Origin of the sequence: Bacillus sp. FSL K6-1006 (genome assembly GCF_038593175.1) — a bacterium.
Lineage (GTDB): Bacteria > Bacillota > Bacilli > Bacillales > Bacillaceae > Bacillus > Bacillus safensis.
This window is the reverse complement of sequence record NZ_CP151970.1, coordinates 2,239,170-2,253,931: the sequence shown is the minus strand read 5'-3', so window position 1 is coordinate 2,253,931 and position 14,762 is coordinate 2,239,170. Positions and strand designations below refer to the sequence as shown.

Annotated in this window: 19 protein-coding genes and 1 riboswitch; of the genes, 14 read left to right on the top strand and 5 right to left on the bottom strand. The window is 41.5% G+C overall.

Going from position 1 to position 14,762, the window contains the following annotated elements:
- Positions 1 to 173: 173 nt before the first annotated feature.
- From comGA to NSS65_RS11590, 8 genes are read left to right on the top strand one after another with little or no spacing between them, the layout of a single operon-like run.
- Positions 174 to 1,244, top strand: coding sequence for a competence type IV pilus ATPase ComGA (comGA, locus tag NSS65_RS11625; RefSeq protein WP_041117979.1), 1,071 nt, complete (start codon positions 174 to 176; stop codon positions 1,242 to 1,244).
- Positions 1,225 to 2,265: a competence type IV pilus assembly protein ComGB gene (gene comGB / locus NSS65_RS11620; protein ID WP_070326500.1), complete on the top strand. Its 1,041-nt coding sequence runs from the start codon at positions 1,225 to 1,227 to the stop codon at positions 2,263 to 2,265. The genes comGA and comGB overlap by 20 nt, the downstream gene beginning before the upstream one ends.
- A 16-nt stretch (positions 2,266 to 2,281) precedes the next feature.
- Complete coding sequence (gene comGC, locus NSS65_RS11615) at positions 2,282 to 2,575, top strand: competence type IV pilus major pilin ComGC (protein WP_024422977.1); 294 nt, start codon at positions 2,282 to 2,284, stop codon at positions 2,573 to 2,575.
- The gene (comGD, locus tag NSS65_RS11610) at positions 2,568 to 3,014 is read left to right on the top strand and encodes a competence type IV pilus minor pilin ComGD (RefSeq protein ID WP_326134812.1); all 447 of its coding nucleotides are present in this window, start codon (positions 2,568 to 2,570) and stop codon (positions 3,012 to 3,014) included. The genes comGC and comGD overlap by 8 nt, the downstream gene beginning before the upstream one ends.
- Entirely contained in the window at positions 2,998 to 3,312 is a 315-nt protein-coding gene (gene comGE, locus NSS65_RS11605) for a competence type IV pilus minor pilin ComGE (protein WP_264315972.1), read from the top strand. Before comGD ends, comGE begins: the two co-directional genes overlap by 17 nt.
- Positions 3,224 to 3,751 (top strand): competence type IV pilus minor pilin ComGF, encoded by a 528-nt coding sequence (gene comGF, locus NSS65_RS11600; protein WP_326134811.1) that lies wholly within the window; start codon positions 3,224 to 3,226, stop codon positions 3,749 to 3,751. Before comGE ends, comGF begins: the two co-directional genes overlap by 89 nt.
- Positions 3,748 to 4,131, top strand: a complete 384-nt coding sequence (gene comGG / locus NSS65_RS11595; RefSeq protein WP_144496219.1) for a competence type IV pilus minor pilin ComGG — start codon at positions 3,748 to 3,750, stop codon at positions 4,129 to 4,131. The genes comGF and comGG overlap by 4 nt, the downstream gene beginning before the upstream one ends.
- A gap of 59 nt (positions 4,132 to 4,190) precedes the next feature.
- On the top strand, positions 4,191 to 4,385 hold the full coding sequence (locus tag NSS65_RS11590) for a YqzE family protein (RefSeq protein ID WP_024422974.1): 195 nt from the start codon (positions 4,191 to 4,193) through the stop codon (positions 4,383 to 4,385).
- Between the two features lie 34 nt (positions 4,386 to 4,419).
- Here NSS65_RS11590 and NSS65_RS11585 read toward each other — a convergent pair whose 3' ends face one another.
- The gene (locus tag NSS65_RS11585; RefSeq protein ID WP_061109527.1) at positions 4,420 to 4,698 is read right to left on the bottom strand and encodes a DUF3889 domain-containing protein; all 279 of its coding nucleotides are present in this window, start codon (positions 4,696 to 4,698) and stop codon (positions 4,420 to 4,422) included.
- A 300-nt stretch (positions 4,699 to 4,998) separates the two neighbouring features.
- Here NSS65_RS11585 and tapA point away from each other — a divergent pair, with 300 nt between their 5' ends.
- From tapA to NSS65_RS11570, 3 genes are read left to right on the top strand one after another with little or no spacing between them, the layout of a single operon-like run.
- Entirely contained in the window at positions 4,999 to 5,526 is a 528-nt protein-coding gene (gene tapA, locus NSS65_RS11580; RefSeq protein ID WP_144496218.1) for an amyloid fiber anchoring/assembly protein TapA, read from the top strand.
- Between the two features lie 52 nt (positions 5,527 to 5,578).
- Complete coding sequence (locus NSS65_RS11575) at positions 5,579 to 6,151, top strand: signal peptidase I (protein ID WP_034280218.1); 573 nt, start codon at positions 5,579 to 5,581, stop codon at positions 6,149 to 6,151.
- Positions 6,152 to 6,208: 57 nt separating this feature from the next.
- On the top strand, positions 6,209 to 7,009 hold the full coding sequence (locus tag NSS65_RS11570) for a TasA family protein (protein WP_034280222.1): 801 nt from the start codon (positions 6,209 to 6,211) through the stop codon (positions 7,007 to 7,009).
- 67 nt (positions 7,010 to 7,076) lie between these two features.
- On the opposite strand, the gene sinR is transcribed toward NSS65_RS11570, so the two are convergent.
- The 4 genes from sinR to NSS65_RS11550 form a co-directional block, all read right to left on the bottom strand.
- Entirely contained in the window at positions 7,077 to 7,412 is a 336-nt protein-coding gene (gene sinR, locus NSS65_RS11565) for a transcriptional regulator SinR (RefSeq protein WP_024422969.1), read from the bottom strand.
- Between the two features lie 33 nt (positions 7,413 to 7,445).
- Complete coding sequence (locus NSS65_RS11560) at positions 7,446 to 7,610, bottom strand: anti-repressor SinI family protein (RefSeq protein WP_075623492.1); 165 nt, start codon at positions 7,608 to 7,610, stop codon at positions 7,446 to 7,448.
- Positions 7,611 to 7,793: 183 nt separating this feature from the next.
- Positions 7,794 to 8,591, bottom strand: a complete 798-nt coding sequence (locus NSS65_RS11555) for a YqhG family protein (RefSeq protein WP_034280228.1) — start codon at positions 8,589 to 8,591, stop codon at positions 7,794 to 7,796.
- Positions 8,592 to 8,605: 14 nt separating this feature from the next.
- Positions 8,606 to 10,276, bottom strand: a complete 1,671-nt coding sequence (locus NSS65_RS11550) for an SNF2-related protein (RefSeq protein WP_034280230.1) — start codon at positions 10,274 to 10,276, stop codon at positions 8,606 to 8,608.
- Positions 10,277 to 10,529: 253 nt separating this feature from the next.
- A riboswitch (glycine riboswitch) is annotated at positions 10,530 to 10,636 on the top strand.
- A 201-nt stretch (positions 10,637 to 10,837) separates the two neighbouring features.
- Here NSS65_RS11550 and gcvT point away from each other — a divergent pair.
- The 3 genes from gcvT to gcvPB are packed head-to-tail and all read left to right on the top strand — an operon-like array spanning position 10,838 to position 14,751.
- On the top strand, positions 10,838 to 11,935 hold the full coding sequence (gene gcvT, locus NSS65_RS11545; RefSeq protein WP_101676874.1) for a glycine cleavage system aminomethyltransferase GcvT: 1,098 nt from the start codon (positions 10,838 to 10,840) through the stop codon (positions 11,933 to 11,935).
- Between the two features lie 16 nt (positions 11,936 to 11,951).
- On the top strand, positions 11,952 to 13,298 hold the full coding sequence (gene gcvPA / locus NSS65_RS11540; RefSeq protein ID WP_065214637.1) for an aminomethyl-transferring glycine dehydrogenase subunit GcvPA: 1,347 nt from the start codon (positions 11,952 to 11,954) through the stop codon (positions 13,296 to 13,298).
- On the top strand, positions 13,291 to 14,751 hold the full coding sequence (gene gcvPB / locus NSS65_RS11535; RefSeq protein ID WP_034280236.1) for an aminomethyl-transferring glycine dehydrogenase subunit GcvPB: 1,461 nt from the start codon (positions 13,291 to 13,293) through the stop codon (positions 14,749 to 14,751). Before gcvPA ends, gcvPB begins: the two co-directional genes overlap by 8 nt.
- The last annotated feature ends 11 nt before the right edge of the window (positions 14,752 to 14,762 follow it).

Sequence of the window (14,762 nt, the reverse complement as noted above, 5' to 3'; positions counted from 1 at the left end):
AAAACCTGTACTTGTAAAAGTCAGGTTTTTTTATATGCTCTTTTCTAAAAAATGATGTAATGCATCGTGAGTTGAGGGTTTTCATCATTGTTTAGTCATGAAAATCATAAATTGCTCTTTTGTCATTCACGTTCCGCCATTCTACAATGTGATCAGAGAAAGGAGTGATCCACTTGTATGGGATTGAATATTTAAGGCAAGAGCTGCTAGAAGAAGCATGCCGCATGAGGGCTTCTGATGTGCATATTGTGCCAAAAGAAAAGGAAGCTTCGGTGTCATTTCGTGTTGATTCAGATTTAATCCAGCAGCGAACCATTGATAAAAAAAGCGGAGAGAGGCTTATTGCACATTTTAAGTTTTTATCTTCTATGGATATCGGGGAAAAAAGGAGGCCGCAAAATGGCTCACTAGCTGTGATGCTAAGAAACGGTCAAGTGTTTATTCGGATGTCTACCTTGCCGACAGTGAATGATGAGAGCTTAGTGATTAGAATTTTACCGCAGGATCATGTTCCGAAAATAAAACATCTATCATTATTTCCGAAAGCCTCAGCCAGATTATTATCCTTTTTAAACCACTCGCATGGACTCATTTTATTTACTGGGCCAACAAATTCAGGGAAAACAACAACACTATATTCATTGATTCAGTTTGCAAAAAAGAATTTTAACCGAAATATTATTACCCTTGAAGATCCTGTCGAAACAAGGAATGAAGAAGTGCTGCAGGTTCAAGTGAATGAAAAAGCCGGCATCACGTATGCCGCTGGATTACGCGCTATTTTAAGACATGATCCAGATGTGATTGTGCTAGGAGAAATAAGAGATGCTGAAACGGCCAGAACGGCGATTAGAGCAGCACTGACAGGCCATTTAGTATTGAGTACGCTCCATGCAAAAAATGCAAAAGGAGCCCTTTACCGTATGCTTGAATTTGGTGTGACGATGAATGAACTTGAACAAACAATGGTTGCGATTGCTGCCCAGCGATTAATCGAGCTCACCTGTCCTTTTTGCGGAGAGAGATGTCAGCTTTACTGTAAATTAAATCGACCGATCAGACGAACAAATGTATTTGAGCTGCTGTTCGGAAAAGAGCTTGGTGAGTGTATCAAGGAGGCTAAAGGAGAATATGCTCACTCGTCATATGAAACACTGCAAAGATTAATTCGTAAAGGAGTGGCACTCGGCTATTTATCAAAAAACACTTACCATCGCTGGGTTTATGAAGAAGCGAGCCTCTAAAGTATGGTCTAAAAAGGATCAAGCTGAATGCCTATCAAAACTGGCTCAATTAATTCAGGCTGGATATACATTGATTGAGGCATTAGTGATGGTGAATATCCAGTTATCAAAACAACAGCGGCAGCAATTAAAGCTAGGTATTCAGTGGCTGCACGAAGGCGAGCCTTTTTATGTAGTGCTGGAGAGACTCCATTTTCAGAGGGAAGTCATCGCTATACTATGTTTTTCTGAGAAGCATGGCAGTCTAGCCCGTGCTTTAGAACAAAGCGCCCGTTTTTTAGAGAAAAAAATCAAACAGTTAGACACGTTTAAACGTATGTTACGTTACCCGCTTTTCCTCATCTTCACGGTTTTGGTCGTGCTGGTACTCGTTCAGCAAATGATCATTCCTCAATTTTCTGTTTTGTACTCATCGATGGATACCCGCATGTCTTGGCTGATTCAAGGGATGTTTGGACTATTTCAATTCCTTCATGCTTTTCTGCTCATCACTAGTTGTCTGTGTATCTGTCTTATTGGATATTATGCTGTTTTTTTTAGGAAAAAGTCGACCCTTGAGAAAATGAGGGTGATGAGCAAGCTGCCTTTTTTATATAAAGGGATGCAGCTGATGCATACGTACCTTTTTTCTCTTCAGCTCAGCGGACTGCTTCAGGCTGGGTTATCGATGTACGAAGGTTTGCAAGCTTTTAAACAGCAAAGCTACCTGCCTTTTCTTCAAGAAATAGGTGAACAAATGATGGAAGAGTTAAGAAAAGGAGAAAGCATGGCCCATCAAGTAAGCGTGTCTCCTTTTTTCGAAAAACATTTTGCAGCCATCATCAAGCATGGTGAAGCCAGCGGAATGCTTGCGAGAGAAATGTACACGTACAGCCAATTTCTATTAGAGAATGCAGAGCTAAAAATTGAAAAATGGATTTCTTGGCTGCAGCCGGTTATTTATGGGGTAACAGCACTTCTTATACTCATCGTGTATTTATCTATTCTTTTACCAATGTATCAACTAATGGAGCAAGTGTAAGAAGGAGGACAGAGTCATGAATGATAAAGGATTTACCCTGTTAGAAATGTTAATAGTCATGCTTGTAATATCCATTCTTTTACTCATTACCATACCGAATATTACACGTCATCACCAAGCTATTCAGGCAAAGGGCTGTGAAGGGCTTAAATCAATGGTCAGCACACAAGTGATGGCATATGAATTGGAGCATGATGGGAAGACGCCATCTTTAGCTGAATTAGAAAAAGAAGGTTATGTCAAAAAAGGATTAACTTGTCCTAATGGAAAAGCGATTGTCATTCAAAACGGCAATGTGAAGCATGAATAAATTATTTTTACATGAGAAGGGTTTTACCCTGATTGAACAGCTGATGGTCTTACTTGTTTTATCGATTGTATTGTCGATTATGGGAGGGAAAATCCCAAATATAATAGAGAGCGCTGAAGCCAAAAGACAAGTAAACCTCATGAAACAAGATCTTCAATTGGCATCATATACTGCATTTATCAAAAAAACACGTGTACATGTTGGGATTCATCCGCCGCATGTATCTTATCAGGTAATAGATCAAAAGAGTAACGAAGTCATTGCTTCTTATCAGCATAAAAAGGGCAGCATCAAAACTTCTACATTCTCGCAAGGTATCTATTTTAATGCAAAGGGACATCCAAGCAGCGGTGGATCTCTCATTGTCGAATTTGGCAGTCAATCGTATAAACTGACGATTTATTTAGGAAGCGGGCGAATTCATGTTCAAAAACAATAGAGGATTTAGTACGTTTGAGACGCTGTTTGCCTGTCATCTCTTTCTATTTGCTGCCCTAGTGCTCATGCCAGCCTATGAAAAACTCATGATGGGGAAAAAGGAAGTGAGAGCCAAGCTTGATGCATATCAGGTTTTACATGAACAGATGAATGAAGCGTTCATAAATGGGACAACATCTTCCATCAAAAAGAAGAGAGGCGAGATCATATATGTTTTCAATTGGCGTAAACAGAAGGGATGTGTTTCATACAAAGTACAAAAAAAAGAGACCATATGCTTTCGGCATGTGGAGCGATGACAAAGCTTTTATCCTTTTACAAGCTTTGTGGCAGCTGCAGCTATTTCTATTTCTTTCTTTTGGCTGTGGGCTGATCTTTTCAGCAGCTGAGAAAGCTCGTCCATTTGAAGACATCAACGGATTTTCCCAAATGGAGTGGAAACAGACTGTCCTGCAATTAGATGAGGAATTAAGTCGTGCCGATGCTGTGAAATCAGTGAAAGGAGGAAAAGTGTTAGAGTATATTTCCGATCAAGGGCGAGTGGTAACGATTGAGCCATACCAAGAGATGCTTCGAAAACGAACGGATCAAGCTGGACATCTTCCTTTATTGCATAAGGTGAAACAATTTCACGTGAGAACGAGTCAGCATAGAGCGATTCTAAAAGTCACAGATGGATCTGGTAAAGTGTATGAAGCCGTTTTTTTCACATATAAAGGAGTGGTTCGTAAATCGTGAAAAGAGAGGAAGGGTTTATCTATCCGCATGTACTTGCGGCGATTTTATTTTTTCTCTTGATCCTAGGGTCGATAACAATGGGGTTTCAAAAAGAACTGAAAAGTGCAGAGCTGACGATTTCTTTTTATAAAAAACAGCAGCTTTTTAGGGTGGGTGTGAGTGAAGCTGCCAGCACAGTAGAACGTATTTGTGCGAAACAGAAAACCCATATTGATACTGAAGAAGGCCGTGTGACACTGAAGCGGATGAAATGCGATCTTAAGAAAAAACTTGTCCTTGTTTTGGTGAAGGTGAATACAAAAGATGGTTTATCCGATGAGCGTGAACTGATGCTGGATTGGAAGACCGGTGAAATCATGATATGGGCAAATCCTGATTAGCCAGTGTATAAAATCATCCTCTTCCTGGTAAGACTTGAAGGAAGAAGAGGTGAAAGTGCTTGAAAACAAATGACTATGTAAAATATATGACGCAGGAAATCATTAAATATATGAATACACCACGTGACGAACGGAAGGAACACAAACAAGAAAAAATAGAAACGAAACCGCCGTTTTCACAGCGTTTATTTGGGGTTCTGCCGTTTGGCTTATCCATGATGCTTAAAAAACGCCAGCGCCATAGACGAAAGTAAAAAGCCGCCCAGCAGGCGGTTTTTCTATGCCGTTTTAGCTGTATTCCTCCACAACAATCACTTTATTCACCTTATTTGAGTAAGGATTATAGGAAATGGTGACAAACACCCCAAATTCCTTTGTATGGTCTTTTAAGGTAATATGATACTGCTTCACAGATTCCTTATCGCGGTGGCGGTCCCATACTTTTTGTTTAAATAATACTTGCGTTAGCGGGTATCTTTTTTTTGCTTCTTTAACTGCCCGCGTTTCCCATTGATCTGCGGCGGCAGTCAAACCTCTCGCATCAACGGGTTTGAACTCTAGCATCATAGGACTCAGCAGTAAACTGAGCATGATTATGATTTTTCCATATTGCACTGTAACATCACCTCACCTCTTCATATCCTGACCAAATCCTACATTTTTATGTAAGTTTTAAGAAGTACAAATGTCACACAAAAAAATATTGAATATGGTGAAAAAATGAGAAAATGGGAGAATTTTCTCGTAATGGTTCTTGTTTAAGAACAAAATGGACTAATTTGACGTTTTGGGTTTTATAGGTATTTCCTTATACTGTATATAATCGTTCTTTTTAAAGAACAAAAGTTCAAGGAGTTGAAGGAATGAATGAAACAGTCGCTCTTTGTACTCTTTTGTGCCATTTGTTTGATTTTGACGTCTTCCATCATGACACCAACGAATGCTTCTTTTAACGATGTCGAGCACAAAAACTTTGTCATGAAAACATGTGAAAATTTTGAACAGACAGATCAGCATTGTCAGCCTAAAAAATGGGACCTAAGTCAATTGGAGCTTATCGATCAAACGATGATCGAAGGAACAGTCTGCGCACCTCAAAAACTGAGCATGACACTAAAAAATAGTGGACAGCCTATTGCGTACTCTGAATGGAAGTGGGAATTACATAAAATAGGAAATGATCAGAAGCCATTACAAGATGGTCATATTCTTGAAAAGGGCTCCATAAAGTCCCTGTTGTCGCAAGAAACAGCGACTGTCACGACAGATAAAGCAAAAACAAATGGAAGCTATGCATTTAAAATCTATTATCCTAAAGGGTTTGGCGCATCTGATCAGGCGTACTTTTGGTCTAAACCGATGGTGCTCTCAAAGTGTCAAGAAAAGGCGTCCTGAATGGAGCTGTCTTTTAAAGTGAAAAAATGATAGGCGAAGGGGAGAAGGGGTTATGAAAAAATGGATGAAGATGTCTGGGAGTATTCTTTATGTGATGGTGTTCACGGTGATGATAGCCTCTATTATTGTCGTGTTGTCATCAAGAACAACAGGAGGAGAACCTCAGATCTTCGGTTATCAATTAAAGCAAGTATTATCAGGTTCGATGGAACCAGAATTTTCAGCTGGGTCACTGATTGTCGTAAAACAGGTCGCCTCACCTGAGACGCTCAAAAAAGGAGATATTATTACGTTTCAAACAAAGCAGGATCAGTCCTTTGTGACCCACCGAATTGTTGGGGTGAAGGGAAAGGGTGCATATAAAGCGTTTGAGACGAAGGGTGACAACAATATGTATCAGGACGGCACGCTGGTAAAAGCGGATCAGGTAACTGCGCAGTATATGGGAGTGAACATTCCTTATGCGGGTAAGCTTCTTTCGTATGCAGGGACATCTGCTGGAACTGCTTTACTCCTTATCATACCAGGTGTCATGCTGCTCGTTTATTCAACCATTCATTTTGTGGGCGCAGCGAAACATCGTAGACACACGGCTGATGTACATATGAAAGAGGAACAAGCTTAAATCGTTTGTAACCTAATCAGGTTTCAATAAAACAATAAATTAGGGGGTTTATTATTCATGGCAATGAAGAAATCAATTCGTTTAGGTGTATTATCAGGGGCTTTAGGTCTTGCATTAATTGGCGGGGGAACATGGGCGGCGTTTAATGATATTGAAAAGGCAAACGCGGTCTACTCAACAGGAGAGCTGGATTTATCTGCTAAAGAGAACTCCGGCGCCATCAACCTTGCGAACTTAAAACCTGGTGATCGGATCAAGAAAGAATTTCATTTTGATAATAAGGGATCATTAGCGATAAACCAAGTGCTGATGAGTCTTGATTATAGCCAGTTTACAGATGGATCTTCCGCGAAGAATGGCGGTAAAAATACAGCTGAAGAATTTCTCAGCCAGTTTCAGGTGAGTGTTCTTACGGTTGGAGCCGAAGGTGGAAATGGTTATCCGAAAAATATTATTTTAGACCATGCAAACCTGCTTGACTTGCATCAATTAACGTCAAAACAGGATCAGACCGCATTTGAAAAGCTTCGTCATGCCGTCGATGAGAAGTTTTTACATGAAAGTGGGAAAATTAATGTAGCAACTGTTGATGGAACAGTGGCTCCAGAGTATGACGGCATTCCAAAGAATCCGTTTGATTACGATAAAGTGGAAATGATCATTGAATTTATCAATGACCAGACGAAGGATAAAGCTGGTCACTATATCCAAAATAAATACCAAGGCGATGCGATTCAAATTGATCTTTCCTTCGAAGCGACTCAGTGGAATGGTTTAACGATCAATCCAAAAAAGCATACGGATGAAAAAGGCTACGTGAAAGAAAACGAAAAAGCACACAGCGAAGATAAAAAATAAAGCCAGTCTTTAGGCTGATATCAAGGTCTGCATAGCAATTGGAGGAGTATGCGCTAAAACGTGCGCTTTACTCCTCTTCTTGCTTTTTTCTCCAGATTTGATAATCTAAAAATTCACGAAATTGCTTTTTCGAAACCCCTGATGTCATTGCATCTCGAACTAGTTTTTCCCATTCACTATCTAATTGACCATCGTATTCGGTTTCATCTTTTTCGTTTAAAAGTGTATGAACCGAGACGTCCAGAACAGCGGAGACTTTTTCAAGAAATTGAATGGAGGGGTTTGTTTGCAAGTTTCTTTCTATTGAGCTTAAATAAGACTTCGCTACCCCAGCCTTTTCGGCCAGTTCTGATAGTGAGTAGCCTTTTTCATTGCGGTATTGTTTAATACGCTGGCCAATCAATGTCATCACCTTCCTTTCGATATTATAGCACATTCAGAAAGGTTTGATAGAATGACTTCTTACCAGAGGGGGAGACTCAGAGGACTTTTCATTTGATTTGAGGAAATGACGGACTTCTTCAACTGTTAGTCCTGCCTTGCGAGCTTCGCGTAATAATTGAATCCATTCACTGTCTAATTTGTTCGTTTTCTTTTCCATACAAATACCCTCCTAAAATACTGAATCATGTATTTCAGGCACTTAACGCATGAAATGGAAAGACATAGGTGGTAAGACCTCATAGATTGCTTGCGTCATGTTTCCGCCCAATACAAACAGACAAACTTAGCTTTAGACTGATCGAAAATTGTATGTCACATAAAAGGGGAGGGGGACCATGAGTCAACCTCCTCTTTTTTGCTGTAAGTAAAAAAGTCCGCCATTTTCAATCGTAAGACTGATTTTTGGTTCATATAAAGTTTTAAGTGCTTGTCTTTCTATTTCATATTCTACAGATGTGTCTGAAGTCCCTTCATAAAATTGGTTTAAAAGTTCGGAGTCTTCCTTCCATTTTTGAACGGCTCGCACTGCCCAGTCATCTGGCTCTTCATGGGCATAACGCTCCATGAGGCTGTAGAGCCGTTTGATTCCGCTTTCTGGCTTAATCATTGTACTCATCGTAAAGCAATAATCGGGAATTTGAGATGACAGCTCACGAGCTTCCAGCTTCTCTTGAAATTGTTCAATGACTTCTCCGCGAATGAGATGAAGGCCTAATGATAAAAGCTTATCCTTCTTCCGGTCTGCCAGATAAGAGATTTTTACATTGAGACCAAGCCATGGCTCAAGGGCGATCTGGTTGTTCGTGAGCGGGCTGACTCGTTCATAAAGCCGGATAAAACGGCCCTGCTCTTTGACCGCCTCAAATATTTGAAATAACCGTGGGGAGCCGAAATGGATAAATTCACCACTGGTCGTATCACCCGCTTTTTTTTGATCTGTGATGAATGTCAATTGCCGCGGTTCAGGTACACCGCCAGTTTTTTCAAGCCAGTGCCAATAAAAAGGACGGTTCATAATTAATTTATCCATTTCGATTGTCAGCTGTACGGTCATATGTCCTGCACTTTCTTCTAATATGCTGCATTGATTCGCCTTGAAAAAACGGAGAAGAAAGGTGTGAATGTCATGCTGCTCCATTGATCAACTCTCCTTTATGAGCCCTGCTGTCTTTTTTCTAAAAGTGGTGTTTGTGCTTCAGTTAAATAAGAAGCAAACTGGGTTAATTTCTTTTTCATGTCTCCGCCTGATTCATGCTGGAAGAGGATTTGATGCAACTTTGTTTCGACATCTTCAATATCAATTCTCGTTAAAATATCATCTAAATCGCCTATGACGTTTTCAAACAGCTGAATTTTCTCATATAAAAGCTTTAAAATATGCTCTTCAACTGTTCCGTTTGTTGACATATTGTAAATGTGCACATCCCGCTCTTGGCCAAGGCGGTGGATACGTCCAATTCTCTGTTCTAAACGCATCGGGTTCCACGGGAGGTCGTAGTTGATGATTTGGTTACAAAACTGAAGGTTGATCCCTTCGCCGCCAGCTTCTGTCGCAATTAACACTTGCGCCCGTTCTCTGAATAAATCTTTCATCCAATCTTTTTTGCCCCGCTTAAAGCCGCCCCGAAATGGCACAGAGCTGATGCCATTTTGCTGTAAAAACCACTGTAAATAAATTTGTGTGGCGCGGTATTCGGTGAAAATAATGACCTTCTCATTTAACTGCTGAATGAGTTTGACCACTTCAAGCGCCTTTGAGTTTTGCTCCACTTGATTGATTTTCTCCATGATTTGCGTTATAGCAGAAGATCCGAGAATATGCTTTTCTTCTTCCTGCATTTTTTTAATCGTCATATAAACTGCTTCACGGCTTGAACAGCATTCTCGTTCCAAGGTCATAATGGAAAACATATGCTTTGTATAAGACGGATTCTCTTTCAGCTTGCAGATTTCATCATACAATGCTTGTTCTGTCGGAGAGAAATCAATGGAAATCGTTTTGACATGCCGTTTTGTCCACTCGATGCCTGTGTCTTGTCTTCGGTTTCGAATCATCACTTTATTGACGAGCTGTTTTAATCGGTCATGGTCTTCAAGCTGCAAGTCCTTTTTGGCAAAGAGATCTTTAAATTGATGTTCATTTCCTAGGTGGCCTGGCTTCAGAAGGGAAACGAGATTAAATATTTCTCCGATCCGGTTTTGAATAGGTGTCGCTGTCAGCAGCAGGCAGAACTTCTTATTCAGGTTTCTCACAAATTCATAGTTTTTCGTTTTATTGTTTTTCAGTTTGTGTGCTTCATCGATAATGACCATATCGTAGGCAATCGATAAAATTGTGTCTCGATGCGGCTGTCTTTTGGCTGTGTCAATGGAGGAAACGACAACGTCACACTGCTCCCACACATAGCTCTTTTTTTGTTCAACAGCATCAATATAAAATTTCGTCCGCAGCTCCTGTACCCACTGAGACACAAGGGAGGCGGGAACGAGAATGAGAATCTTTTTGGCAAGTCCACGAATCATGTATTCTTTGATAATGAGTCCTGCTTCTACGGTTTTTCCAAGTCCCACTTCATCTGCTAGAATGGCTTTCCCATTCATTTCTTCTACGACTCTTCTGGCTACTTCGAGCTGGTGCTTTAAAGGTGTGAATGCAGGCAGGTGCGCGGGAGCTTGCAGCCCCTCGAATGAATCAATGGCTGTGACTTTTTGAACCTGCGTCGCTAAACGATACATGTCCCAGTTCGCCCAGGGGCCGTCTGCTGAAAGCCGCTGCTGAAATTCATTTGCCCATTCCTGATCAAAAATCGTTTGAATATTCAATGTGGTCGCCTGCCTTTCTTTCTACTAGGGTCTGATAAAATTGTTCTGTTTTTAAACGCTTCATTTTTTAAGAGGTCTCTAAAAGACTAGATATATGAATAAAAGCGAACGATATCGAAAGGTTGTTTTAAAAATGTTAATGATTTTTCTGTTGCTCTTCATCCATTTCTAATGGTAGGATGTTGATAAGTGATCTAGAAAATAAGTCACCCATTTTGATAGTATGTCCAATAAATGTGAAAAATATGAGCGGATGATGGTATGGGGAGAGACTTGGCGGTTATTTTGCACTGGCAGGCGCCGAAGGAGCAAGCTGAATGATTCAGTGAATCTCTCAGGCAAAAGTACTCTTACCGGACGCAACTCTGGAGAGTGTTTGCTTAAGGGTTTTAGCAAACCACCAAAGGGGAAAACGCACAAGGATATTGTGCTGTAAACTTTCAGGTGCAAGGACAGAGACTTCTTTTTGATAAAAGGGAGCGCTCTGTCCTTTTTTGCTGTGATTTTTTTCTGAAAATTCAGCTTGCATTTGCACTGTAAGAAAAAAGGGGGAAACGATTGATGTTGAAACGAACACCGCTTTTTCATGCGTATGAAACGTTTGGCGCAAAAACCATTGACTTCGGGGGCTGGGAATTACCTGTCCAATTTTCTTCCATTAAAGAAGAACATGAAGCTGTTCGAACAAAAGCAGGGCTTTTTGATGTGTCTCACATGGGTGAGGTGGACGTCAAAGGTCAAGATGCCCTTCCATTTTTACAAAGGTTATTAACCAATGATGTGTCTAAGCTGACTGACGGTAAGGCACTATATACAGCGATGTGTTATGAAGATGGCGGAACGGTAGATGACCTGCTCGTCTACCAAAAAGAAAAGAATCACTATTTACTTGTCATCAATGCATCAAATATCGATAAAGACGTGGATTGGCTATTGAAGCATGAAGAGAAGGATGATGTATTGATCAAAAATATTTCTGATCAAACCGCCTTGCTAGCGCTTCAAGGACCTCTTGCAGCTGACATCATCAAAGAGGTGGCAGATGAAGAGGTGACATCGCTTAAGCCATTTACGTTTTTATCAAAAGCTGAGGTCGCAAATAAAGAAGTGCTCGTTTCCAGAACAGGCTACACAGGTGAAGACGGCTTTGAAATCTACTGCCAGTCAGAAGATGCGGTCCACCTTTGGTCAGCTTTATTAGAAGCGGGGCAGCCAAAAGGACTCATTCCATGCGGACTCGGTGCACGTGACACCTTGAGATTTGAAGCAAGACTTCCGCTTTACGGCCAGGAGCTGACAAAGGATATCTCTCCATTAGAAGGCGGCATTGGTTTTGCTGTCAAAACGGATAAAGAAGCTGATTTTATCGGAAAAGCTGCACTTAAAAAACAAAAAGAAGAGGGACTGAAACGAAAGCTTGTCGGCATTGAAATGATCGATAAAGGGATACCGCGTACAGATTATCCAGTCTTTTCAGGAGAAAAGCAGGTTGGGATTGTGACAACGGGCACTCAATCCCCAACATTAAAGAAAAATGTCGGGCTTGCTTTGATCGAAACCTCAGTGGCAGAGCTTGGGGCAGAGGTGGAAGTACAAGTTCGCAAAAAACGTCTAAAAGCCAAAATCGTCGCAACACCATTTTATAAAAGAGCCAAATAACGAGGGGGAATAGAGGATGAAGCACAGGTATTTGCCGCAAACAGAGCAAGATCAAAAAGAAATGCTGGATGTCATCGGCGTTCAGTCGATTGATGAGCTTTTTTCAGATATCCCAGAGAAAGTTAGATTCAAAGGAGCATACAACATCAAAGAAGCCGCATCTGAAACAGCGCTTGTCAGGGAATTATCCCGACTAGCTGCAAAGAATAAGGATACAGTTTCCTATGCATCGTTTCTTGGTGCAGGTGTATATGATCATTACCAGCCTGTCATTGTCGATCATGTGATCTCACGCTCTGAATTTTATACAGCGTATACACCTTATCAGCCGGAGATTTCGCAAGGTGAATTGCAAGCGATCTTTGAATTTCAAACAATGATTGCTGAGCTGACGGGTATGGATATTGCCAACTCCTCGATGTATGATGGCGGGACGGCACTTGCTGAAGCGGCAATGCTCGCTGCGGGACATACAAAGAAGAAAAAAGTGGTTGTTTCTGAAACGGTTCACCCTGAATCAAGAGCGGTGCTGAAAACATACGCCAAAGGACAAAACATTGAAGTTGTTGAAGTGCCTGCGAAAAAAGGGCAGACAGATCTAGCTGCATTGGAAAAGACGGTCTGCGATGATACAGCAGCAGTTCTCGTGCAATATCCAAACTTTTTTGGTGTAGTCGAGCCGTTAAAAGACATTGAACCCATTGCACATAAAGGAAAAAGCCTGTTCATTGTCTCTAGCAATCCCCTCGCACTCGGACTATTGACGCCTCCCGGAAAACTCGGGGCAGATATTGTCGTTGGTGATGCGCAGCCGTTCGGCATCCCGGCTGCATTTGGCGGACCTCACTGCGGATATTTCGCCGTGACGAAAAAGTTGATGAGAAAAGTGCCAGGTCGTTTAGTCGGGCAGACAGAAGATGAAAATGGTGTTCGTGGATTTGTCCTGACCCTTCAAGCGCGTGAGCAGCACATTCGAAGAGATAAAGCGACGTCAAATATTTGCTCAAACCAAGCATTAAATGCATTAGCTGCTTCTGTTGCCATGACGGCACTAGGGAAAACAGGCATAAAAGACATCGCCTATCAAAACGTGCAAAAAGCCCATTATGCCAAGACGCAGGCAGAAAAATATGGACTGCAGGCGGATGTAGAAGGAGCTCATTTCAATGAATTTGTGATCAAGTTACAGGAGCCTGTGAAAGAAGCCAATAAACGATTGCTTGAAAAAGGAATCATCGGCGGCTACGACTTGGGGCTAGACTACCCAGAGCTTCAGCAGCACATGCTTGTAGCCGTGACAGAGCTAAGAACAAAAGAAGAAATTGATACGTTTATCAAGGAATTGGGGGATCGCCATGAATAAACAAGATCAGCCGCTTATTTTTGAATTATCTAAAGAAGGAAGAATAGGGTACAGCCTGCCTGATTTAGATGTACCTGAACAGGAGATCCCGTCTTTATTTGATGAGACGTACATCCGTGATGAGGAAGCTGAGCTTCCTGAAGTATCTGAGCTTGATATTATGCGTCATTATACAGCATTATCAAGACGCAATCATGGGGTCGATTCCGGATTTTATCCTCTTGGCTCATGCACGATGAAATATAATCCAAAGATTAATGAAAAGGTTGCACGGCTTGCAGGGTTCTCACAGGTTCATCCGCTACAAGAGGCAGACACTGTGCAAGGTGCATTAGAATTACTATACGATCTAGGTGAACATCTTGAAGAAATTACGGGAATGGACGCTGTGACATTACAGCCTGCGGCAGGAGCACATGGCGAGTGGACGGGACTCATGATGATCCGTGCGTATCATGAAGCAAGGGGAGATCATCAGCGTACAAAAGTCATTGTGCCTGATTCTGCTCATGGAACGAACCCGGCATCTGCGACAGTCGCTGGATTTGAAACCATTACCGTCGCATCTGACGAAAACGGGCTTGTTGATTTAGAAGATTTACGCCGCGTTGTTAATGAAGAAACAGCTGCTTTAATGCTTACAAACCCGAATACACTCGGCCTCTTTGAAGAAAATATTTTAGAAATGGCTGAAATCGTTCACGGAGCTGGCGGTAAGCTTTATTATGACGGAGCCAACTTGAACGCTGTTTTAAGCAGAGCAAGACCAGGAGATATGGGATTTGATGTTGTCCACTTAAATCTTCATAAAACCTTTACAGGCCCGCACGGAGGCGGAGGTCCTGGCTCAGGTCCTGTTGGCGTTAAAAAGGAATTAATTCCTTATTTGCCAAAGCCAGTGCTTGTGAAGAAGGAAGGCCGTTTTTACTTTGATCATGACCGTCCAGAATCAATTGGGCGCGTGAAGCCATTCTATGGCAACTTTGGCATTAACGTCAGAGCTTATGCGTACATCCGCTCTATGGGGCCAGACGGTTTAAAGGCTGTAACCGATAATGCCGTGTTAAATGCGAACTATATGATGCGCCGCTTAAGTGCTCATTATGATTTGCCGTTTGATCGTCACTGTAAGCATGAATTTGTTCTTTCAGGTAAACGTCAGAAAAAATTAGGTGTGCGGACACTGGATATTGCCAAACGATTACTTGATTTCGGCTATCATCCGCCAACGATCTACTTCCCGCTCAATGTAGAGGAATGTATCATGATTGAACCGACTGAAACAGAATCAAAAGAAACACTTGATGCATTCATCGAAGCAATGATTCAGATAGCGAAAGAAGCAGAAGAGAATCCTGAAGTGGTGCAGGAAGCGCCGCATACAACGGTTGTCAAACGTATGGATGAAACAAAGGCCGCACGGAATCCAGTTCTCGTTTTTGAAAGAAAATAAAGAAAAAAGAC

Coding starts and splice junctions, on each gene's coding strand:
- comGF (WP_326134811.1), top strand. CDS start 3,224: ATGTTTTCAATTGGCGTAAACAGAAGGGATGTGTTTCATACAAAGTAC.
- NSS65_RS11555 (WP_034280228.1), bottom strand. CDS start 8,591: ATGGAGCAGCATGACATTCACACCTTTCTTCTCCGTTTTTTCAAGGCG.
- comGE (WP_264315972.1), top strand. CDS start 2,998: ATGTTCAAAAACAATAGAGGATTTAGTACGTTTGAGACGCTGTTTGCC.
- NSS65_RS11560 (WP_075623492.1), bottom strand. CDS start 7,610: ATGGAAAAGAAAACGAACAAATTAGACAGTGAATGGATTCAATTATTA.
- comGB (WP_070326500.1), top strand. CDS start 1,225: ATGAAGAAGCGAGCCTCTAAAGTATGGTCTAAAAAGGATCAAGCTGAA.
- comGC (WP_024422977.1), top strand. CDS start 2,282: ATGAATGATAAAGGATTTACCCTGTTAGAAATGTTAATAGTCATGCTT.
- tapA (WP_144496218.1), top strand. CDS start 4,999: ATGAAACAGTCGCTCTTTGTACTCTTTTGTGCCATTTGTTTGATTTTG.
- NSS65_RS11570 (WP_034280222.1), top strand. CDS start 6,209: ATGGCAATGAAGAAATCAATTCGTTTAGGTGTATTATCAGGGGCTTTA.
- gcvT (WP_101676874.1), top strand. CDS start 10,838: ATGTTGAAACGAACACCGCTTTTTCATGCGTATGAAACGTTTGGCGCA.
- gcvPB (WP_034280236.1), top strand. CDS start 13,291: ATGAATAAACAAGATCAGCCGCTTATTTTTGAATTATCTAAAGAAGGA.
- gcvPA (WP_065214637.1), top strand. CDS start 11,952: ATGAAGCACAGGTATTTGCCGCAAACAGAGCAAGATCAAAAAGAAATG.
- NSS65_RS11575 (WP_034280218.1), top strand. CDS start 5,579: ATGAAAAAATGGATGAAGATGTCTGGGAGTATTCTTTATGTGATGGTG.
- comGD (WP_326134812.1), top strand. CDS start 2,568: ATGAATAAATTATTTTTACATGAGAAGGGTTTTACCCTGATTGAACAG.
- NSS65_RS11585 (WP_061109527.1), bottom strand. CDS start 4,698: ATGATGCTAGAGTTCAAACCCGTTGATGCGAGAGGTTTGACTGCCGCC.